Source organism: Mariniflexile ostreae (genome assembly GCF_042427585.1).
Classification (GTDB): domain Bacteria; phylum Bacteroidota; class Bacteroidia; order Flavobacteriales; family Flavobacteriaceae; genus Pseudalgibacter; species Pseudalgibacter ostreae.
On sequence record NZ_JBHMFC010000024.1, the window covers coordinates 1 to 21,651 of the forward strand.

The window sequence follows — 21,651 nt, forward strand, 5'->3', positions numbered from 1 at the left end:
TATTTCTAACTTCTGTTCTAATGTCCATTTCCTGTATTTCATATCTCAAATATATGGGTTTTCAAATTTAAAATATCACTCCGAACTATTAAGGGGCTAAACTACAACCCCATAACTCTTTTGTAGAATAGCACAATATTTCAAATAATTTTCAAACTATTATATTAACTTTTAATCTAGAAATTCAATAGATTTCTTGTGGTAAAAATCTGCCAATTGTCTTTCTAGGAAAACCTCAACTTGATCATTGGATTTTTTATTTTCTAACATAGCAAATATTTGCGATAAATTCTTAGCTCTAAATTCTTTTAAACTACCTTTATCATCAATAACACTTTCATACGAGAGTTTTTTTAACTGCTCTTGCATCCAAGTATGTGATTGGTATTTTCTTTCCTTAATTTTTAAATAATTTAAATCGCTTTCACTTACGGATTCTCCTTTTAATCTTAGTGTATTAATATTCGCTAATAAATCTACATATTCTTCTTTTAATATTATATCAAAAGGTATCGCGTCTTGGTATAATCTTTTAAGACCATTAAAAACTAACTCATGGTAGGTGTTTAAATAATCTTTGTGTTCATATAAATATTTTAAATATGCTATTCCGGCTTCTTTATAACTTTTATCGGCTTTGTTTTCTTTAGCCTTTAATTCTGTTTCTAATTTTGATAAATTACCAACAATGCTTTTTACTTGTTTTAAAGCTTTAAAATCTGGAGTGCTTAATATTTCGGTTACTTCGCCCGTTATTTTATCGTGTTCTCCAGTAAATGTATGTTTTCTATAAGAAAATGAGAACGTCTTAGTCTTTTTCTCTTTTACTTTAGCTATCTTTTCGGGATTAACAACTGGTACAGTGGGGCGTTCTCTTATTTTTCTTCGGAAATTTAATTTTGGTCTTCCAATATCAAAAGCATAAACATACCCAAAAGTGACCGTTACTTCACTAAGCTTTTGTTGATTAGAAGCATTACGAAACAGTTGTATTGCCGTTACATTAAAATTGTGTTGCTCTGCGACTAACCATGTGGCATTGGCTCTAAAATTAAGCACATTGGTTACCAAATCTTTATTATTATTTGTATTATAAGTAGTTCCTAAAGTGGTGTTTAGTTTTTTATCTAAAAACTTTTTATTAACGCTTAACGTACCCCCGTAGGCATTACTATCGTCTCGTCCAATATCGCTATAATTGTAATTTAATGCCGTAGAAACACTTAATTCGTTTGTAGGAAAACCAATAGTATAAACCGCATTGCCATTATGAAAATTATTAGCTTGCCCCACGCGAATAATCCCATTTTCTTCATTAGCTGATGATGCTAAACTGTAATTAAAATTTACATTTTGTGTGTTTTTTTCACTATTTGCTAACACCCAGTTAAAGTTAACATTGGCATTTTGCGACAGTTGTTTGTAATTTAAGGCTTCCAATTCTTCATCGGTAAGATCGGAATCATTAATATCGTCAAATTGATTTAAGCTTTCGTTCGTATGTGTAGAAAAATTAGAATAGGAACCCGTAATCACTATTTTTTCTGAAACATTTAATGTGGCATTTACTGCTGCAACACCCCTACTGGTTTCTTGTGCTTTTCGTTTATCTAAATTATCACGTTGATAACCAATATTAAAATTTAAGTTTAACTTACTATTAAATAAGGTTTGCGACATATTTAAAGTAATATTTTCAAAATCGTTATTAAAAAAATAGGCACCAAGTGTTTGGTAGCCTGGATCTATACGTTCGTAACCCAGCCCAACCCTCATATTATCAACCTGTATGTTTAAACCAGCTTTAAAGGCGTTAAAATACTCGGTAGAACTTTTGCCTTTAAAAAATAGAGCTGCTAAACCTGTTCCTTTTTCAGTAAGATCATTAGCTCGTAAATCTTGTGTGATGGCTGTAGACGCATATTCCGCATTTAAGGTGTAGTTTTTTGCTAATTTCACTTCGCCATCAAAACCAATAACCAAGTTTTCTTTGGGTGTTACCCCTTTGCTTTCGGGTATGGTGGCTATGGAGTTTATATCATCTTTAGCATAAAATCCAATGACGCCTATTTTATAATCATCTTGTTCCCAAGCCAATCTACTCCCATACCCCATACGTTTAAAGGCTGGTACGGTTTGTTGGTTCTCACTATCCTCGGTCGCTTTTAGTAAACGCCCATGCATGGCAGAAATTTTAAAGCCGCCTTTAGGTGAAAGCTCTACACCGCCACCAGTAAATTGATGCCCATTTAAAGTGTAGGGGGAAAACGTCATGGAAACATCTCCTATATGCGTTTGAATCCATTTATATTTGGGATGAATACTTAAGCGGTTAAATTTAAAAGGGGTTTGGTAATCTAAATCGCTGCCTTGGCTGGAAAAACTGTAGCTTAACGGCATACTAAAGGTAAGCCAACTCATATTAATATTACCCTGTAAAAAATAAGTGAACGGCTCGCGTGCACTACGCGTATTCGCGCTATAATAAATACCGTTTGCAGATACCGCACCGTTTATTTTTAACGGACTGTTTTTAACCTTATCCACGCTGCGACTGCCAATGTTTTCTAAATCTTGAGCAACAACGGGAAGCGTAAAGAATAAAGTTAAAACAATGTATAGTATTTTAGTTATTATAAGGTTTTTCAATGATGTGTTTTATTGTTTTGAAGGTGTTTTAAAATAGTATTGTTTATTATAATATTTGTAGTTAATGCACTTGTTACAGACGTGTATTAGAGGGCGGCAAACTTTAAATCATTTATTTTTTAATTTAAATTTTTTCATACCAGCATTTATTTGTGAGAAGGCAATAAAAAAAAATACTATTACAATCAAATATTTCCACCAACCACTTTCAACCTTTGAAAATAAAGCTAATAAAGCTTGCTGTTTAGTAGGTTTACCATGCTCTAACACTTCACTAATAAAAAGTGATGTTAAATAACTAAAACCATTAAATAATACTGTAACACAAATACCCGCGGATATAATACCTAAAAAAAAATCTTCATGCCACTTTAATTCTCTTGATTTACTCATATTTAAATTTTTTTTTACTTTGCTAATTCCACTGGCACGAGCGGTTTGCTCGAACAAATTAAGACTACACTCGCATTAGCCATTTACTTGTTAATTATACTAGCACCGGCAGAGGGAAATATATAGTTTAATAATGAGTTTACTTTTTCATTCAAAAGGCTACCTTTTAGTTGACTATATTTAATATTTTCTACTAATATTTGCTTTTCTTTTTTATAAAACTCATAAATAATAATAAAGTCATTGTTAACAAATTCAAATTCAAGCCAAAAATTAATCCAAAAAATTATTTTAACACTCGATTGTTCTCTCCCAAGTAATTGTATTATTATAAAGTCATCGTCATTTCTACCATTTTGAAAATTAATGGAATTAACAGAAAAATCTAGTTGATTTAATAAATCTTGACAATTGTCAAATGCATTTTCCAAATCAAAAACTATTTCTCCCTTTTTTTTCTTATACTTTTTTTCGTACACCATTACTTACTTTTAAATATTACAATTTTTTCCATATCGAAAAACGCACTGGCATCAGGAACATTTAACCTATCGGCTGAATTTATAAACTGACCTGGATTATCACCTAAATCATAAATATCATAACCTTGTTCTTTAATCCATTTTGCCCATCTCTCGTTTTCCTTATACCATAGGGTTTCCTTCAATTTATTGTAAGGGATATTACCATCAGGATATTCAATTTTTATTCTGTCAAAATCCGCATAAATTTCTGTTAATTTATCATACCCTTTACCCCCAAATGCTGAATTAGGTTCAAATATCTCTACTTCTTTACCTAATGATTTCAAATCATTAGCTACCTGTCTAACATATAGCATTTTTCTACCAATAATAGCGATTTTATCATTATTTCCTTTCCAAATTCTTACAACAGGTATCCCATTAATCTTCACTGAAAGATAAATAATTTCTCCTGTTGGTGGAGTAGGACTTGCTGAACCTTCATCTACATCATTTTTAATTTTTTCAATGATTTCATCTGCCTGTTGCCCCGTAATGTTTAATTTGGCTAAACCTGCTTTAAGTTTACTAACAGAGTATGATGCGTATTTTTTTGCATATTTAAATATTAAAGGCACTTGTTTTCCCAAGCCAGCTCCAACAACACCAATAGCACAATTTTTTACATCAAAATCATCTTTAAAACCTCCTGTGTCTGACCAACCATTAACGAAACAAGCAAATGATAGACTAACACCATATTCAGAATATTTGTTATTATATGACAATGTACCTTCTAATCCTGATGCTCCTACTGAAATCCAATTTATATTTTCGGGACTTGCGGCTTGCGAAAAAGTTTTATCATCAAAAAGGTATGTAAACGTTGTCTGTATTCCATAATCGATAACAGCTCCTTGTAGAAAATCTTTTCCTTTTTCTTTTATAAGCTTTTTAAATGCTTCTTTGCCTAATTGTTTTGCTGCTTCATTGATTAACATAACCCCATATTGGGCGGTTAATTGTCTTAAGAAATTAGCAGCCATAACATCTTTGGCTAAATTAGCTGCAGTTATTGCAAGGAAAGGATAAGCATCATTAGTTCCATACCTAGCTATATATTGAGCATAAAATTCATGTTCAGCTATTGACTCAGCATTACCTGAAACTTCTATTTTATGTATATATGTTCTTATAAAATTATCATCTAAAAAATATTTTTTCCTAACTACTAAATCTGAAAACGAATATTCATAAGATTTTATTTTTCCTTGTTTTCCTGTAACGTAATCTACTGAATTTGTATTGTAACCCTTTGGTATACCTAAAGATGTATCTGAATCTGTGTAAGACCAAATATCTATGTTTGAGAATACATATCCAAAATCTCGTGACTGTGTAATGATGTAAGGAAACTTTTGCTTAAATAAGGTTTTACTCCATATTTTATTGTTTTTTAAATACAATATGATTTGTTCATTAAATACACCACTTGAATAGTAATCTTCTAAACCATATCCATAAAATGCAAACTTCTTATCACTTATAGAATCTGTAAAATAGTTTGCCAGTTCTACAAGCTGTGGTTTCTGGTTTTCAGTTATTAAACTTTTAAGATTTATATAAATATCTTTCCCTACACCGTCATGTATTCCGTCAGCTAAAAAATTCAGACATTGGTTACCACTAATATCTAAGGAAATTGCATCTTCTGGTATAAAAGGGGGATTTGTAATTCCAGTGTAATTAGTCGCTACAGTTTTATTTATCCATGTCGATTTACGCAAACAATCAAGATAATTGTCTCCATCTTTTTGTTTAGAATAAGCAATTACTTCTTTGTTTTTCGCTGAATAGGTAATGCCCGTAAATTTCTTTTTATTAAACTCTTCTTCAAATTCTACCGTTAAAAAAGAGTGTTTATTTAAAATACTCTTATCATCCTGAGATAGATAACCAACAAACCTTTGCGTTCCTACACTAAGAACTCCAAAGTATGTTTTTTCGTCTTTCTTGAAATTAAGTACTGCACCGTCTTCGTTAAACTTTACATCTGATACTCCGTCAAGATTTATTACTGTTCCAATTGGAGATAGGAAAGCATAGTTTTCCCATTTATTGTCTTTGATATTATAGTAATTCTCATCAGCAAAATTTTGTATTGCTGCTCCATCCTCACTACCCTGCGTATACTGGTACAACTGCAATCCAGGAGCGTGCATCAATTCCCAATCCATGTGAGATAGTGTTGTGCCAGAGCCATAATCCATTAACAGGTCTGTTTTTCCGCTTTCGTTTTTATTAGAGAAAGGGTGTTTTAAACCAAATACGCCGTGACCAAGTTCGTGCGCTAGCGTACGGTTTTTTCCATCAAACACAAACCCAAATTGCCTTTTAAGGGGCATAAAACCAGCATCACCATTGTCTGCTTTTTCAGGAGTGTAGAGCATATAATAGGCATCGGTTTTGTATTCGCTACCTAATGCCGTTATTAATGCTTGGGTTATGCTTTGTTGTTCGTTGGTATACGTATTAAGTAGGTCGCTATCTCCTGTTTCAACACTTTCACCCCATGTGTTGGAAATGTCTATGTTTTTTTTAGTTATAACAAAATGTACTCCTGCTTTGTTATATATTTGGTTAAGGACATCTCCAGAATCATTAGGTATAACGGTTCCATTAATGCCAACCAAAACCACATTTACTTGTTTTTGCTGCAAATGCCACACATTCACTTTACCTGCTATATCATATTTTCCTGTAGAGTCTGTAGGTTTTACAGTGGCTATAATAGCGTCTTTACCAAACTCAAACTGGTTTTTTATGGTTAGGGTTGCAGTATTGCCACTCCATTCAAAAGGTACAGCTACGCCTTTATCTGTTTTGAATATAATATCGTTGGTGGTTTTACCATTGTTTAGCGTTGCTGTAGCAGTTAAAACATCTGTTTCTTTGGGAGCGTTACTTATTGCTTTATATAGCACGTTGTAAGTGTCTCCATTGGCTTGAGAAATAGTTTCGTAGTTATTATTTATTGTGCCTTTTGATAAACTATCTGTACCATAATAACCAGAAGCATTAAACACAACACTAACATCTTTAGAACTTATTTGGTTTACATTACCGTTTGCAGCAATACCATTGGTGTTCGAACTTTTTGGTGTTCCCCCTTCGGCTTCTGGCCCTAGCTCTGTTACTTCTCCATCTTTACTTACCGCATATTTATTTGGTGGGGTGCTCGCATCGGTAATAATAGCTGGTAATGAGGTACTAATGGTGGTATTTCCGTTAGTGCCTGATATAACTATATCGCCATTTGGTTTAACCACAATATCCTCGGCACCTCTTGTGATGATACCCACTTGGTTGTTACTTACTTTACCATCATCTCCAAAAACGGCATCGCCCACAGCATCAATAACTTCATTACCGCTAACCATACCACCCCATTCCGGATCGAAAGTGGTTTGTACAACCCCATCTGTAAGTTGGTAATCTGTATTTATGCTTATGTCTTGAAAAGCGACACGAATACGGGTAAACTTGCCTAGGTTAGTTGCTCCATGGGTAGCTTTATTTAAAGCATCTGTAACGTTTTTATATTGTTCTAAAAATGGCAAGGTGGTGTATCCCCATCCTGAGAATTTGCCATTACTGCCACTTACTTCTCGTATTACAATAGGAAAATCGCCTGCTGTAAACGATTCGTTAGGGCTAATAATAGGTAATGGGTTTTGGTTTGTTATTTTAATTTCAGGACTTATACCACAGTTAAAATATGCCGTTTCGGTGTCTGTTGGCATGGTAAATTGGTTTACGCTTGTATAGCTATACGCTTGTGTAAACTCGGTAAGTGCTGTACATGTGCCACCTACTCTAAAGCTATAGGTTTCTCCTTTTTCTAAATTTTCTATTTGGACTTGGTTGCTAAAAGCATATACCTCAAACCATTCAGCATCGGGTATATCGGCACGTTTATATTGTACGTGGTATTTTGTGTGGTCGGTATTGGGTTGCCAGCTTATTTTTGCGGTGCTTTCATTTAGTGCCTCGGACATGGCATATAATGGTGAAGCACAATTCTTTGTAAGTGTAAAATAATATATTTCACTATACCCATTATTTTTAAATATAGCATTTTCGCTTAAACCCGTTTTGGAAATAGCACGTACACGCCAGGCGTATGTTTTATTTAATAATAATGTGGGCTTGGTTATATTGTATAATAATGCTGTGGCATAGCTTGTTTCTGTATAATAATTTGGCGACGCTAAAAAGGCGGCTTGCGGGTCTATTTGGTTGTCCCAAAGCTCGCGTAGTTCGAATTCATAACTTACATTGGTGGCATTGGCGTGGCGTGGGGTCCATTGAAAAATAATATTCATAGGATCTTGCTCTACTATTTGATCGCCACGATTTGGCATATTTAAGAAAGGCGGATCGTTAAGGAGCAAGAAGGTAGTGACACAACCTGTATTAGGATTAGAAATTTGTTGCCCCGTTAGAAAATCGAACACTTCCCAACAGAAACTATAGGTGCCATCGGGCAATGAATTACTGTATTGCTGCGGATTAATGCCTACCAGATTTTGAAGTTCGAAATAGGCTTTTAAATCTAAATTTGTGAGCTGCTGTAAAACACCTCCATTTAAATAAATTTGAGGCGCACCAACCACTACGTTTGCCGATTGCACATTAAAACCACTACCTTTTATCCGTAGTTTTAACCGTACTTGACGGTTGTTTATAGTAACATCTGTAAGTAATAGGTTTAACCTAAGTTTTATATCGTTTGCCGTCGTATAGTCGTTTAACTTTGTAGAATATGGAGGAATTACGGTGTTAATGACTTGTACTGGGTATTGTTGGGCAGTGGCTACCAAGGTTAAAAGCAGACTAAAAGCAACAAGCAATAACCGAAACGTTTTATACTTTAAGCTTGTACCACACTTGGTTAGTTGAACTATATAGTGTCTGTTTTTTTTCATTTTTATTGTTTTTGCACTTTAATGTCGCATACTATGTAAGAGTTTGCTTCATCGTTTACATAACTTTTTATTTTAATGGCACCTTTACGGTTGTCGTTTGTTTTAAACAATACGATTCTGGGTATTAAAGTATTATCAAATTCCTTTAACCCGCCTGTAGTTTCTTCTATGGTTAATGCATTTAATAGCGTATCATCCAACATGGCATCAAACTGTTCTTTAGTTAACGAAGCCGAACAATTACATGATTCTTGCGAATGGATAAATATAGTATTCGTGGCATTTGGGATGGCATTAAACGTAAGTGTTTGAACTTGGGTTGGCGACACAAATTTGTTTACATTAAAATTCTTATTAAAACCGAAATACGGAATATCGATTAGATGTCCGTTGGCTTCTTTCACATCTTGCTTTTTGTAAACTTGCCCGGTTGTTGTGGAAAAAAATGCACCTATAAAATTATTACTGTGAGCCGTGTTTATACCTAATTTAACATCGGTAAAGCTTCGTAAATTTGTGTTGGGATGCACCGTTATTGATTTTGAAACCGTTTGCGATTTTTTACCATTATTACCAACCAATGTTAAGGTATAATTACCTGGGGTATTAAAGGTGATTGTTGGTTCTTTTTCTGAGGATGTATTTGGTAACCCTCCTTGAAACGTCCAATTATAATTGGTGGCACTTTCAGAAATATTTTTTAAATGGATGGTAACAGGTACTTGATAATCGTCGTCTTGAAAAGCAACATCCCAATTAAAATCTAAAACCATATCTGGTGCGACATTTATACTGGTCTCTTTTGTAAACGTTTCAGTGCCGTTAAATACTTTTAATATTATCTTATGCTCACCTATTGTACTAAATATAATATTTGATGGGTGTTGTGCATTTGATGTTTCTGGTGTGCCCCCTTCAAATATCCAGCTATAGGTAAAGCCTTTGCCTTGGACGGTGTTATTTATTTTAACTTCAACCGGAGGAAAATTATTATATAAAATTTCGGTTGAAAACTGAATATCTATACCATCAACCAGTGTTATTTCTTTTTGAAAAACAGCCTCTTGACCGTCAACATTGGATGCTTTTAATTGAATAATATAAGTACTTGCTTTAGTGTATGTTATTGTCCCTGGGTTTTTATCGAATGATTGACTTGGAGTTCCTCCACTAAATGTCCATTCAAAAGTATCCGCATTTTCAATTTTATTATTTATACTAACTTGAACAGGTACCGATGTATTGTCTTTGATATACGTAACATCAAATGTTCCTTCAATAGTAATAGCTGTTTCTTTATAGCAGCCCAACACAAATAAGCAGGTTGCAAGAGTAAATAAACCGTATTTTAAATAATGCTTATTTAACATATTAATTAATAACTAAACGTTTTATTTGTGTACCTTCTGATGTCTCTAAAACCACAACATATATACCCATTGACACTTGTAATTTAAATGGAATGTTATATTCTTTAGCCCTTTCATTTTCCGGTTGTTTCATAATTAATTTTCCAGCTAAATTGAAAATACGTAAAGACATGGGGCTCGATTCTGCAAGTACAATGTTTACTTCAAAAACACCTGTATTTGGATTTGGGGTAATTTTAAACATTTCAACAAAAGGGGGGTTGCTATCACCAGGGTCGGGTAAATTACTGCTTTCCTCAATAATTATTGCTTTATAATATTCTTGATAACAATCGCCAAAAATTGAAAGTAAACCAATATCATAGGTATTGACTTCTGTGAATTTAAGAGTGATTGAGGTTTCGGTTTTATTCACAATAATAACATCATTTGGGATAAGCCATTCCGAATCATTATTTAAATTACCACTAACATTAAACAGCATCACTTCTTGATTTACATAAGCTTGTGAAGACATTAAAAACTCTGAAGTCACCTTATTATCAGAGTTAAAAATCTCAATAACATCTGTACCAACACATCCCGAACTGGCTGTAACTGTTGCTGTATAAATTCCAGTACCAGATAATACAACAGCAGACTTATCGCTTTTAAACCCGTTATTTGATTCCCATACATAAGTTGCGTTGGTATCTTTAATACTTATATCTAATTTATGTGTCTGTCCAATACATAAGGTTTTATCTGCTCCTAAATCTACAACTATAGCTTCCGGATTTTTTAATATAAACTCCCGTTCTAAACGGCATCCCTTTTTATCGGTAATAGTAACCGAGTAAGTTCCAGCACATAAATCACTTAGTTTTTGGGAAGTGTCGCCCGTATTCCACTCTATTTCATATGGAAAAACGCCTCCTGTAATATCTAAGTTTATTTCACCATTGCATGCTTCAATACAATTAACTTCGGTTATAATTTCATTAATTTGTAAGACCTCTTGTGTGTTTGTGCTATGTAGTAAAGTTATTTGGCACCCGTTAGCATCTTTTACATTAAGTAAATACTTTCCTGAAGATACATTATTTAGGTTTACTGTATCATCCCCTGTATTCCAGCTATAAGTATAAGGTGCTGTCCCGCCATCTATTTGAGCTTTTACAATCCAGTCGTTTTCTGCACCACAAGCAGTGTATGTGGACGTTAATACACCAGACAACTCTATTGGTTCCGTAATTTGCACCACATCACTTATTACTTTATTATTATTTGCATCGGTTACTATCACATAGTAATAGCCTGCAGCTAATTCATCTTGTAATTCTTCAGCTCCTATAGAGGTAATTGCATCATTTTTGTTAAACCATTCCAGGGTATAAGGGCTTCCTATTGTAAACGGATTACCACCTTCAATAGTAGTCCTTAAACTTGCTGTTTTGTCTCCATAACAAAGAATAGAGTTTTGCTGACTTACAGTAACTTTCAATGGTTCTGTCTGAGTTATAGTAAAAGTTTTTGATGCCAAACACATTGATGCATCTGTAGAATTAGCATCTTTTACGGTTACGGTGTAGATACCAGGTGTTAAGCCTATTATATCTTTTTCTATTGAATAATCTGCTCCGTTTTTTTTCCATTGAAAACTATAGGGTTCTGTGCCACCATTAACCGAAATACGAATCGCTCCATTATTTCCGTCTGCAAGAGTTGGGTTACTATAACTAATGGTCGTTATTGTTATGTCGTCTGGTTGTAATATAATTATGGGTTCACTTGTCATTGCTGTACACCCTTTTTCATCCGTTATTGTTAACGCATAACTACCCACTTTTAAATCTGTTCTGTTCTGAGAAGTCTTTCCGTCGTTCCATAAATAGGTGTATGAACCCGTACCACCTGACACTTCAATTGTGATGCTTCCATCGCTGCCACCATGACAAATAACGTTTGTTGATGTACTAATAAAAGTTACTGCTGTTGGTTCTGCTAAAGTTGTTTTTTCTGAGGTAACAGTTTCAGCAGTACTTTGGCCGTTTTTATCGGTTACTTTTACTATATAATCGCCTGCTAAAAGACCTACTGCTGTTTTATTTGTTTGTCCGGAAACTATATTTTCTAAAGTCCCTTCCACTTTATACCATGCATATTTGTAAGGGGCTATACCCCCAACAACATTAGCTATTAGGCTACCTGCGCCTCCATTACAATCTATTTGTTGGTTAAGCGTAATGCTCGCTGCAAACTGTTCTGGCTGTTCTAATATTTTTTCAATAGTTTCAATACAACCATTTTTATCGGTAACCGTTAATTTGTATGTTCCTCCCTTGGCATTATTTAAAACTATTTGCCACTCACTTGTACCAGTATCGTAATAATATTCAAAATCTGTCCATGCTTGCCATGTAGAAGTTGTAGCATTATAATATTCCCAATTAAAATTATAGTATGTTGATGTTGTAGGGTTATCAAAAGTTGTACCTCCACTTATATTAGCTGTTAAAAACCCATCGGAAAGCCCATAGGCAGAGGGTTCTTTTGTACCGCCTTCTGCTTCGGTTTGGATATGAACATTAAGCGCTGAGGTTTGAGTAATTATTACAGGAGTTTTTACAATCTCTTTTGCATCAACAAGCTCGCCTTCGGGATTACGTACTACTCTTGCTACACAATCATTAGCATCTTTTACTTGTAATATGTAGCTACCATTAGGTAGCGCTGTAATAGTTTCAGTAACAAAAGTATCAGATGTTGCGGCAGTATTAGTAAAGGGTTTCCAGTTTTCTATGCCTGCTGGTTCTAATGAATATTGGTACGTATCAAATAACTGCCCACCCCAAGCTTTAATTGTAATACTGCCATCGTTTTTACCATTGCACGTAACATTATTTTCTTCGATTACCTCAAACTCTACAGGAGTCGGTTTTTTAATTTCGAAGGTGGTTTTGTGAGTTTTGGCTTCGGTGTACAACGCTTCTGCATCACCAGTTTGGTAATGCGGAGCCATACCAAAAACTTTAAAAGTATAAATGCCTGGTGATAAGCTGTTTGTTAAAACAAAATCGTTATTAGCATCTAAAATAACATCTTCAATAGGTTCCGATGTTTGGCTTCCTACTCTAAATAATTCGTAAGTTATATTTTCATCTGGTTTTATGTCTCTATCAAAGTGTATTTTTATTTCGCTTTGTTCGCCGTCGTAACAATCTAATTGAAATGTTGGTTGGGAGGAAATATGGGGTGCGGAACGCCTGATAAAATATGTTACAGTATTTGATTTTGTACCACAATAATTTGGAGTATATTCATTAAAAGATGGATTGTAATCTTTCACTTGTCTAAATGAGATATATTTCCCATGATAACTATTTGAATCAATTCCCGTCCCATCAAATAAATCTTTAGCGTTTAGCAATAATTTATTTCCTGTTTTATTTTCAGGAAAATTAGTCCACAATCCATTATTAAGAAATTGCCAAGTAAGTCGTAATCCTCTACTAAAAAATTGATGAGAATTTAAAATAATATTATCGTCTACAGGTAAATCATATAATGCATCATCTATTGGCGGTAAAATATTCAAAATAGGTCTATAATGAACATCTATTGTAAATTCGCAACCTACATTCGAATCAAACGAGGTACTATATTTACATTCATTTGTATAAGCTATATCTTGAAGTAAAGTTTTTACTGATGTATAATGAGATGGTACACCTCTTATATAAACTACATAATTATTATATTCAGAAGGATTATATTCAAAACCATGTCCATTAAAACTGCTTTCAAACTCATATATTTGATTATTCAATTTATCGTAAATATAACCTTCCCCATATTCAATATCACATTGGGTATATGGAGGTTTATTATAAGTAACACTAACATCATATAAACCAATTACAGACCTATTGTCGATCTGTCCAATACTCATTTGCCAAAAAAATGATAAAAAAATCAAACAAAATAATAACTTCTTCATAACCTTAAAATTTAACTTCCACTGTTTTAACTTTAGAAAATTTACCATTTGTTTCGGTAGCTCTAAAATGGTATATATACACTTGGTTGGGGTGTACATCTTGGTCTATAATGGTTTTGGTAGTTGCGTTAACAATACGCCACGTAGAGGTTTGTTGGTCTTTTACTTGTTTGTAAATGGTAAACTCTGCAATGTTTTCGGTATCGGCACGCCAAAATAACTCAATGTAATTATCTATACGGTTTACGTTAAAATTTACAGACTTTATGGTCTCTTTTGGCATTAAATTGGTAACACTAATAGTTAATGGTGTAGATGGTGGCGACTCTAAACCGCTTTTATCTATGGCTTTTATGGTGTAGCGGTAGGTTTTGTTATCTTCTACTTTAGTATCAGTAAATTGTTGTGTGGTATCCGTTGATTTATATACAACTTCCCACTCGGTAGTATCGCTTAAGTTTTTACGCATTAAAACGTGGGTAGCATCGGGCTCGGTAGTGGGGATCCAATGTAACGTTACCGTACCGTTTTCTGAAGTATAATTTGAAAATATGGGTGCTGTAGGTGGTATAACATCTGGTTTTTCTAATACCAAAACTTCCGATTTTTGTGAATGATTAAAACGTTTATCAACAGCTACTACTTGGTAATATACTTTAGCGTTTAGGTTTTTAATCTCAACCGTATCTATATAGGTATTCATTTCTATAGGTGACACGGTTATTTGTGAAGGTTCTTCATTTTTAGTAAACCCACGAAAAATACGATAGCCTAAAATATCTTTGTCGGCATTTGGTGTCCATTTAATACGCGCCGTACCTAAGCTATCTATAATTCCTTCTAAACCTTTTGGAATTGCTGGCGGTATAGAATCTATAGGTTGAATTAAAGTGCTAAATGATGTTTTTTGGTGCTTAGGCGTAACGCCAACGGCAGTTATAGTAAAATAATTAGAAGCCTCTAATGCGGAATACGTAATGCTACGTTGCGACACAGGAATACTATCTACAACCACTTTATAGGGTCCAGAATCTTGTTCAGCATGATTAAGTTGGAATTTTTTGGTGATGACCTCCCCTGCTGTTGGATATTCCCAAAAAATTTCGGCTTCGTTTGGTTTTTTCGTGAATTTGAAATCTGAAATATACGGCGTGTAAGAAAGCCCAGGTTCGCCTTGCCCCGAAATGATTTCGGAATAGTTTCCTTTTTCGCCAAAAGGAGAGATTCCATTAACACGGTAATAATAGGTTTTGTTATTTTGCGCTAAGGAATCGATGTAATACATCCGTTTTGCGGGTGCGTTAGGTTTATCGTTTAAATTTACCAAAGGTTCTTTGCTTAAAGAAGAAAAGTTAGTACCATCTTCTGAACGTTCTAAATTATACGAGGTGTAAATGCTTTTAAACAAATCGTATTCCCAAGTAATAAGTACATGCTTATCATTAAACATACCTTGCAAATCTATGGGAGCTGGTAAGGGTTCAAAATTTTTTAAGCCTGCAATGGTAACACTCGAATTTAGCCCTAATAGTTCTTGTGGTAATGCTGATTTTATTTTATAAGCATATTGCTCGTTAGGTTTCACCTCAGTATCTGTATAACCCCAACCTGCTTTGGTGGCGGCTTCAAAATTCATATCGGCTGCCATTAATGCGAAGGTAAAACGCTGCTCGTTTTCTTCCACTAAATTAATGATATCGGCAAGTTGTCCTTGCGAACCTTCCACTAAAAAACTATCGCCATAAAGCGCTTGTGCAATAATGGCGGCGAAGTCGTTGTTTTCTATTATAGTTTCCCAAGTTTCAAGCGCGTCGGCTTTTATTGGTTTTTCCCATAATTTTTGAGGCTCAGGTAAGCGTTGCCCATCTTTAGAGAATAGATATTTTTCTAAAATAAAACCGTTAGTGTTACTTTTTTTCCAAGCTACACCTTCATTTACTGCCCAACGCAGTAGAATTTTATTTTGTTGTACTCTCGCTAGTATTTTAATACTTGGTATGCTATCGTTCACAGGAGTTTGTGCCATACTTAGTGATGACCAAATTAACGTGATAATTAGCGTGATATGTAGTTTATATAATTTCAAATTACGTGTTTTTTATTAGAAAAATTTAGCCAAATTGGCAGCTATAATTATCTAAAATTATTTGTGTTTTTAAACTTATAAATGACTGACGTTCCTATTTTTCCATCTGGCAACGTGTATTTCAATGTGGTATTATAAAAGCCGTAGCGCATAAATTTATAATAGTCGTCTAGAAAATTAAGTGTCGGACTATTATTAGGAATCTTGCCATCGGTTTGAGCGTTTACAATTTGGTTACGCAAATCCATCCAATCAGTTTTATAGACCACGCCTAAATTGTATAGAAAAGGAAATGTTGTTCTTTGGTCTTTTTCGTTAACTTCATACTCCAAATTAGTTAAGTAATTAGATATTAACGGTAGTGCATTTTTTGGAGGCGTTCCTAAAATAATTGGGTTTCGATTTGTAATGGTGTATTTGCCTTCAAATGGATATTTAGAATAAAGAGGTGGATTTAAATCTACTAAAAAATAATCGTCATCTAAAGTTGCTTCAATACTAACTAAAGCAGTGTTATTACTATAATTTGTTCCTAAAAGCTCGGTAGTATCAAAAGGTTCATGGTCTTTTATTTTATTGTTTAGATAAATAACATCGGATGAAAGACTTCTCCAACCATAATTTGTAGCATCAATTGAGTTTATTTTCTTCTCAAATGTTTTATACTTTGAAGTTGAAAACAGATAAGCTAAACGTTCAATCTCTCCATCCTTGGATACATTTTCTGCTTTATTGTCCTTAATATTTATATTAGTATCTGCATCACTATTATCATAAGTACTTTCAGTTTTAGTACTCGTTTGTGGTTGATTGTTATCTGTATTATTTGAGATAGTTGTTGTACTCCCTTTAGGCTTACTGGCTACTTGTAAGCTATACTTCGTTTCTTGAGATAATTTAGGTAAACTATATCTTAATATATTATTAGCTGTATCGTAGTTAAATTCTACATGACTTGATTGAGCAGCATCCATTTCTTTATATTTTATAAAACTTTCCCACGCCGCATCATCGAATAAGTAATCTTGACCCCGTTTTAATTGAATATACCCTTGGTTGGATTCTTCCTCTAAAAAATATTTTTGATTTACTACCGGATATGTTAAAACAATGTTTGAGAGCGGTATGTAATTAGGCGCGCCGCCAGTTGTGAATTTAACCTCTTGCATTTCTGTTGCCAATTGACCATCAATCAACATTGGTTTAAAAATACCTTTTGTTTTTTCTTTAAAACTTACTTTTACACGTATAGTTAACTCTTTATCACCTGGTAAAATATCTGTAGCAACTAAGTTTACATTATCATTATAAGGAGACCATTCAAGTTTACTAGGAATCTCTACCCCATCGTTCAACAATACAAACTCTTCTAAATCTATTCGATAGGTTTTATCGCCTTCATCTTCTTGAATAACCACAGGAACACCAACTTTCATGTTAAAAGAGGCTTGAGGAATAGCAAATACATCTATTTCTTTGGCAGCATTTTCAGGAGTAACGCCCGCAATAATTTTTATACCGCCTAAAGGAAGCTCATGTTCAAACTCACATTCTTCTCCAAGTATCACTTTAAACCTAAACCTTCCTTTTACTAAACCTCCTAATAAACTAAAATTACCACCGATATACCCTCGCATCCATACTGGATTTGGTGCTTTTGTTTGCAAAATTGCCGCCGCAGCACCTTTTATAATTGGTATCTTCTTTTTAATTAAAAATAATTTCACATTAATGCCTAATTCACCTTGTAAATAAGCGTAAGCTTGTCCATTGGCATACCAACCATTTATACCAACTTGATCACCAGTATTAACGCATTGTGCATTTTGATAGTTTTTTAGCATGATATCGAAACTTGTACCTGCTTGAAGACTGGCATAAAACATTAAAAAACGCAAATCTCCAGTATCTACTGTTATATTTGCCCCAAAAGCAACCCCCCCACCATTACTTAATGCACTTTTAGCGTTTTCATTTCGCATATAATCTAACTCACTAGTTGATAATCCAAGTATACTAGCAACTTTAGGATCTGGCCCTGGAGAAGCAGGTAATACAGAACCCACCATAAAATAACCACCAGTATTTACAGAAACTGGACCAACATTAATACCTATTTCGATACGTTGCTCTGGGGTTCCAATATATATATACCAAATTTTATTTTTAGAGTCAAAGTGTAAAGTTGATTTACCTCCACCAGTTAAAAAACCTCCAGGTGTATTTATAGAAGCATCCAATTCGCCGTGTAAAACTTCGTTTTGAAAATCGTAAGTAATACCCATTTTAGCGCTTATAGCCATACTATCTCCAGGCGGTGTTTGAGGAAAGTTCGTTTCTGCTTTATCCATCAAGTTTTTACCTACCCAAGTATCTTCTCCTCCACTTTGTTTTTCAAGAAATTTCTTTGCGATATCTGTATCGAGTTTAACACGATCAACTAGATCAGATATTTTTGCTAAACCAGGGATTTCAACACCTAAGAAGGTTGCCTGACCATAAAACCCCATATTAGTAACACCTCCAGTATTCTTATCAAAAGCAATTTCAAAACCTGCGCTCCCTTTAATAACTTGATCTTTGACCATGTTAAACATAACCATGGCTTTCAAACCTAATCCTACATCTTGGGCAGGTGTATATCCTATACCCGTTGGAGAAAAATTAGAAGAAAAACCTTTTCTTTTCATTCTGTATGAAGCACCACCAGCAAAACCGCTCAAGTTCATAAAACCTGTTCCTACTGAAAAACCATCAACCATCGCTTCAAATTGCCAATACCTGAAATCTGTTTTTCCAAAAACACCTTTAGCTTTAGCTTCTATACCAATACTTTTAAATTTAGCCGTTAAATCTGCCGAAAAACCATCGCCGTATTCAGGATCATCACGCATTAAATTTAATTCTCCAATAATAGAAAGGCCACCTAAATCGGCATCAACATTAATAGCATTCATGTCAACACCATTAAACTTCCATTTTTGTTTGTAATTTTCTTCTTTAAAAGCACCTTTAATTTCTAAACTAGTTCTGGCAGCAAAACCATTATCTTCCCCCATTAGATTCACTGCCAAATCAAATTTCAAATTAGTGTTAAACTCATTAGATATAATATCAATATTAGAAATAGACACAGGAAATCCCGCTATAGCTACTTCATCATGATATCCCATTGAACCCACTTTAAAGACAGGAGATTCCGTTTGGAGTACTAAATTTTTAAATTCAATTCCTTTAAATTCAATAAAGTTTTTTTCTAGTGAACTGCCGTTATTTGTTATTCCTGTCGCTAATTCTTCACCTTCTTTCTCTAAACTTTCTTTTTGGCTTATACTAATTGCTAATCGTCCATGCAAGGTAGCTTTAGGCTTAAAATGTCCATCACTTACAGTTAGTTCAACAGTACTATTTGGATCTAATTCTCCTTTTGCTTTCCAAAGATTAAAATCTATTATAGAATCGTTACTAACATTAAAGATATACTCTTCTTCTGAAATCGTACCTTTATATTTTAAACCAATATGGCTTGTAGTAACATCCGTTTCATTTTCTTCTTTTGAAATAGGTAATAATATTTGTCCATTAATCTTACCGCTTGCTAGGTTATTAGCAACAATGTCAACCTCAATATAATCAATAGAATATGCCCAAGCTTTTTCCTTATTTGTAATACCTTCCTTTAGTGAGAATAAATTATCAGCATAAAAACTCCCTGAAACACCGTAATTGTCTATCAATAAATGGTGAGCACCAAACTCTACACGCTTATTTTTATCCAGGTTGTTTGATGTTAGAAATTCAGAAGGCATTTTTACTTGAACTGAATTTACATAAATACCTCGCCATGAATTTTCTGTTGGTAAAAGCAGGCCGTTTTCTTGATAATATTCTGGAAATTCAACAGCAGCATCATTTCGTAAATCACTAAAATCTAATATGGCTTTATTTATAGCAAACTGAAAATTACCTTTATAATCTTTATTATTACGCTTTTTTGCTAAAACAAATGGCTGAAGATCTATATCTACCAATAAGTCGTTCCAATCTTTTGCTATTAAATTAAATTCTCCTTTTACTCGGTACGGTACTTGCGCCGTTTGTTTGCCACTTTCATTCTCGAAAATTCTAGTTTCCGTTGTTTTTTTCTCATCAACTTCACCGCTTTCTTCTATAGGTAAAATAAGTGCTCTAGAAAACTCTACAACGCCCTGAATCCCCATTTCTTTTACTCCATCACAATCGATAGTCACAAAGGTTTTACTATCTATCTCCCCCGACTTATAATCAAAACCTCCCTTTAAAGAGAGCATCCAATTACCACTGTTAAAAGGTATATTAACATCGCCTAATAACACTAAGTTAGCATCGCCAATTATACCTCCTTTATGAGATAGTTTCACATTATTTGCTCCAAAAAAGAGTTCAAAAGGAAGTCCTTCCTTGTTTATTTGCGGTATTCTCACTCGTGCAAATACCGTTAACTCGGTATAATCTTTATTAATTATAGCCTGTGTTATACATAATGCATAATCTATATTTTCTCTTAGATGCTTTACACCAATAGGAAGCTCTTGCATGTCTTCATTTCCAAAGCTATCTATCCAAAACCCACCCTCTTCAATAGCTTTAAATATTTCTGCAGCTTTACTAATATCTTTAGCGATTGAATCGGAAGATGGATACCATTTTTCAATATATTCCCATGTAAATTCATGTGAAGAATTACTAGAAATCTCAAAAGACTTGTTATAATCTTTGGTTTTCTGGTTAGATTCACTATCTAGGATTGAATCTAACCTACTAAAATCTTTGTGCTTAAGCACGCTTGTAGAACCAAAATATAGCTTTGTAGCAGTATTATTTAAGTGCGCTTGTAATAAACTTGTAAATAGGCAAAACACACAAAAAAGCGTAGCTTTTTTCAACATAACGATTATTTAAAGGTAGAAATATGGGCTATTACTATTTGCAAATTAACAAAATTAATCTTACATGACAGTATGTATTTTTTGCTAAATTCAAATTACACCGACTTTATTCAGCATAGGCTATATTATTGAGACTATTTAAAAAGAGAGGAAGAGTTTGGATATTTATGTAATCAAGCACAAGCCACTAAATTACTAACCTATATTTATTACTCGACAAACACAAAACAGAAGGAAGTTCATACAAAGTATTATTTACTTACAAAAACAATGCTTTTTTTCTTTATAATCATAAACAGTTTCGTTTTTTACTAGTGCTCTTTAATTTTATTCAAATTTGATAAAAATGGAAGTGTTTATGATAATTGCAATATGATGTAAACAGTAAAGCCACATGCTCCTGTTAAAAAAGGCTAGAGACGTTTCTCCTATTACTAACAATATTTTAGTACAATTAATTCTTCAACTAGTTTCTATATTTTTTAGAAAATGTTTCTTTAATGATAATAACATAGCCTTTGGGAATGATATTGATTTCCCAATTATCTACTTCTTCTTTTTTTAAAACAAAAACTACGGGAGGATCAATACCGTAACTTTTAGAATCTAAATGATGAAACCCCTCTCCTTTACAGAAAAAAATAATTTCTAAATATTTATTATGTCTGTGAGGTTTGGTATAACGCTTATTAACGAAGTGATTTAAACTTTTTTTAAAAAAAATGAGAAGGGTTGTGGATATTTGTGTTGCGAAACATAAATAACTAAATCACAACCCTATATGTACTCAGTAC

At 33.6% G+C, this 21,651-nt stretch carries 9 protein-coding genes; all 9 read right to left on the reverse strand.

The features are described from left to right. Positions 1–171: 171 nt before the first annotated feature. Positions 172–2,649, reverse strand: a complete 2,478-nt coding sequence (locus ACFFU9_RS07760) for a TonB-dependent receptor (RefSeq protein ID WP_379860832.1) — start codon at positions 2,647–2,649, stop codon at positions 172–174. A 108-nt stretch (positions 2,650–2,757) separates the two neighbouring features. After that, positions 2,758–3,042, reverse strand: coding sequence for a hypothetical protein (locus tag ACFFU9_RS07765; RefSeq protein ID WP_379860833.1), 285 nt, complete (start codon positions 3,040–3,042; stop codon positions 2,758–2,760). Between the two features lie 83 nt (positions 3,043–3,125). Next, positions 3,126–3,524: a hypothetical protein gene (locus ACFFU9_RS07770; protein WP_379860834.1), complete on the reverse strand. Its 399-nt coding sequence runs from the start codon at positions 3,522–3,524 to the stop codon at positions 3,126–3,128. After that, the gene (locus tag ACFFU9_RS07775) at positions 3,524–8,494 is read right to left on the reverse strand and encodes a hypothetical protein (RefSeq protein ID WP_379860835.1); all 4,971 of its coding nucleotides are present in this window, start codon (positions 8,492–8,494) and stop codon (positions 3,524–3,526) included. The genes ACFFU9_RS07770 and ACFFU9_RS07775 overlap by 1 nt, the downstream gene beginning before the upstream one ends. 2 nt (positions 8,495–8,496) lie before the next feature. Then, a complete protein-coding gene (locus ACFFU9_RS07780; protein ID WP_379860836.1) occupies positions 8,497–9,864 on the reverse strand; it encodes a PKD domain-containing protein in 1,368 nt (455 codons plus the stop codon). A 1-nt stretch (position 9,865) separates the two neighbouring features. After that, on the reverse strand, positions 9,866–13,843 hold the full coding sequence (locus tag ACFFU9_RS07785) for a T9SS type A sorting domain-containing protein (protein WP_379860837.1): 3,978 nt from the start codon (positions 13,841–13,843) through the stop codon (positions 9,866–9,868). Between the two features lie 4 nt (positions 13,844–13,847). Next, positions 13,848–15,929, reverse strand: coding sequence for a fibronectin type III domain-containing protein (locus ACFFU9_RS07790; RefSeq protein ID WP_379860838.1), 2,082 nt, complete (start codon positions 15,927–15,929; stop codon positions 13,848–13,850). Positions 15,930–15,976: 47 nt separating this feature from the next. Beyond that, on the reverse strand, positions 15,977–20,857 hold the full coding sequence (locus ACFFU9_RS07795) for a hypothetical protein (protein ID WP_379860839.1): 4,881 nt from the start codon (positions 20,855–20,857) through the stop codon (positions 15,977–15,979). Positions 20,858–21,323: 466 nt separating this feature from the next. Further along, on the reverse strand, positions 21,324–21,599 hold the full coding sequence (locus tag ACFFU9_RS07800; RefSeq protein ID WP_379860840.1) for an AraC family ligand binding domain-containing protein: 276 nt from the start codon (positions 21,597–21,599) through the stop codon (positions 21,324–21,326). Positions 21,600–21,651: the final 52 nt, after the last annotated feature.

Excerpts from the sequence above, each read along its gene's own strand:
- ACFFU9_RS07765 (WP_379860833.1), bottom strand. The coding sequence starts at position 3,042 with ATGAGTAAATCAAGAGAATTAAAGTGGCATGAAGATTTTTTTTTAGGT.
- ACFFU9_RS07780 (WP_379860836.1), bottom strand. The coding sequence starts at position 9,864 with ATGTTAAATAAGCATTATTTAAAATACGGTTTATTTACTCTTGCAACC.
- ACFFU9_RS07785 (WP_379860837.1), bottom strand. The coding sequence starts at position 13,843 with ATGAAGAAGTTATTATTTTGTTTGATTTTTTTATCATTTTTTTGGCAA.
- ACFFU9_RS07775 (WP_379860835.1), bottom strand. The coding sequence starts at position 8,494 with ATGAAAAAAAACAGACACTATATAGTTCAACTAACCAAGTGTGGTACA.
- ACFFU9_RS07795 (WP_379860839.1), bottom strand. The coding sequence starts at position 20,857 with ATGTTGAAAAAAGCTACGCTTTTTTGTGTGTTTTGCCTATTTACAAGT.
- ACFFU9_RS07770 (WP_379860834.1), bottom strand. The coding sequence starts at position 3,524 with ATGGTGTACGAAAAAAAGTATAAGAAAAAAAAGGGAGAAATAGTTTTT.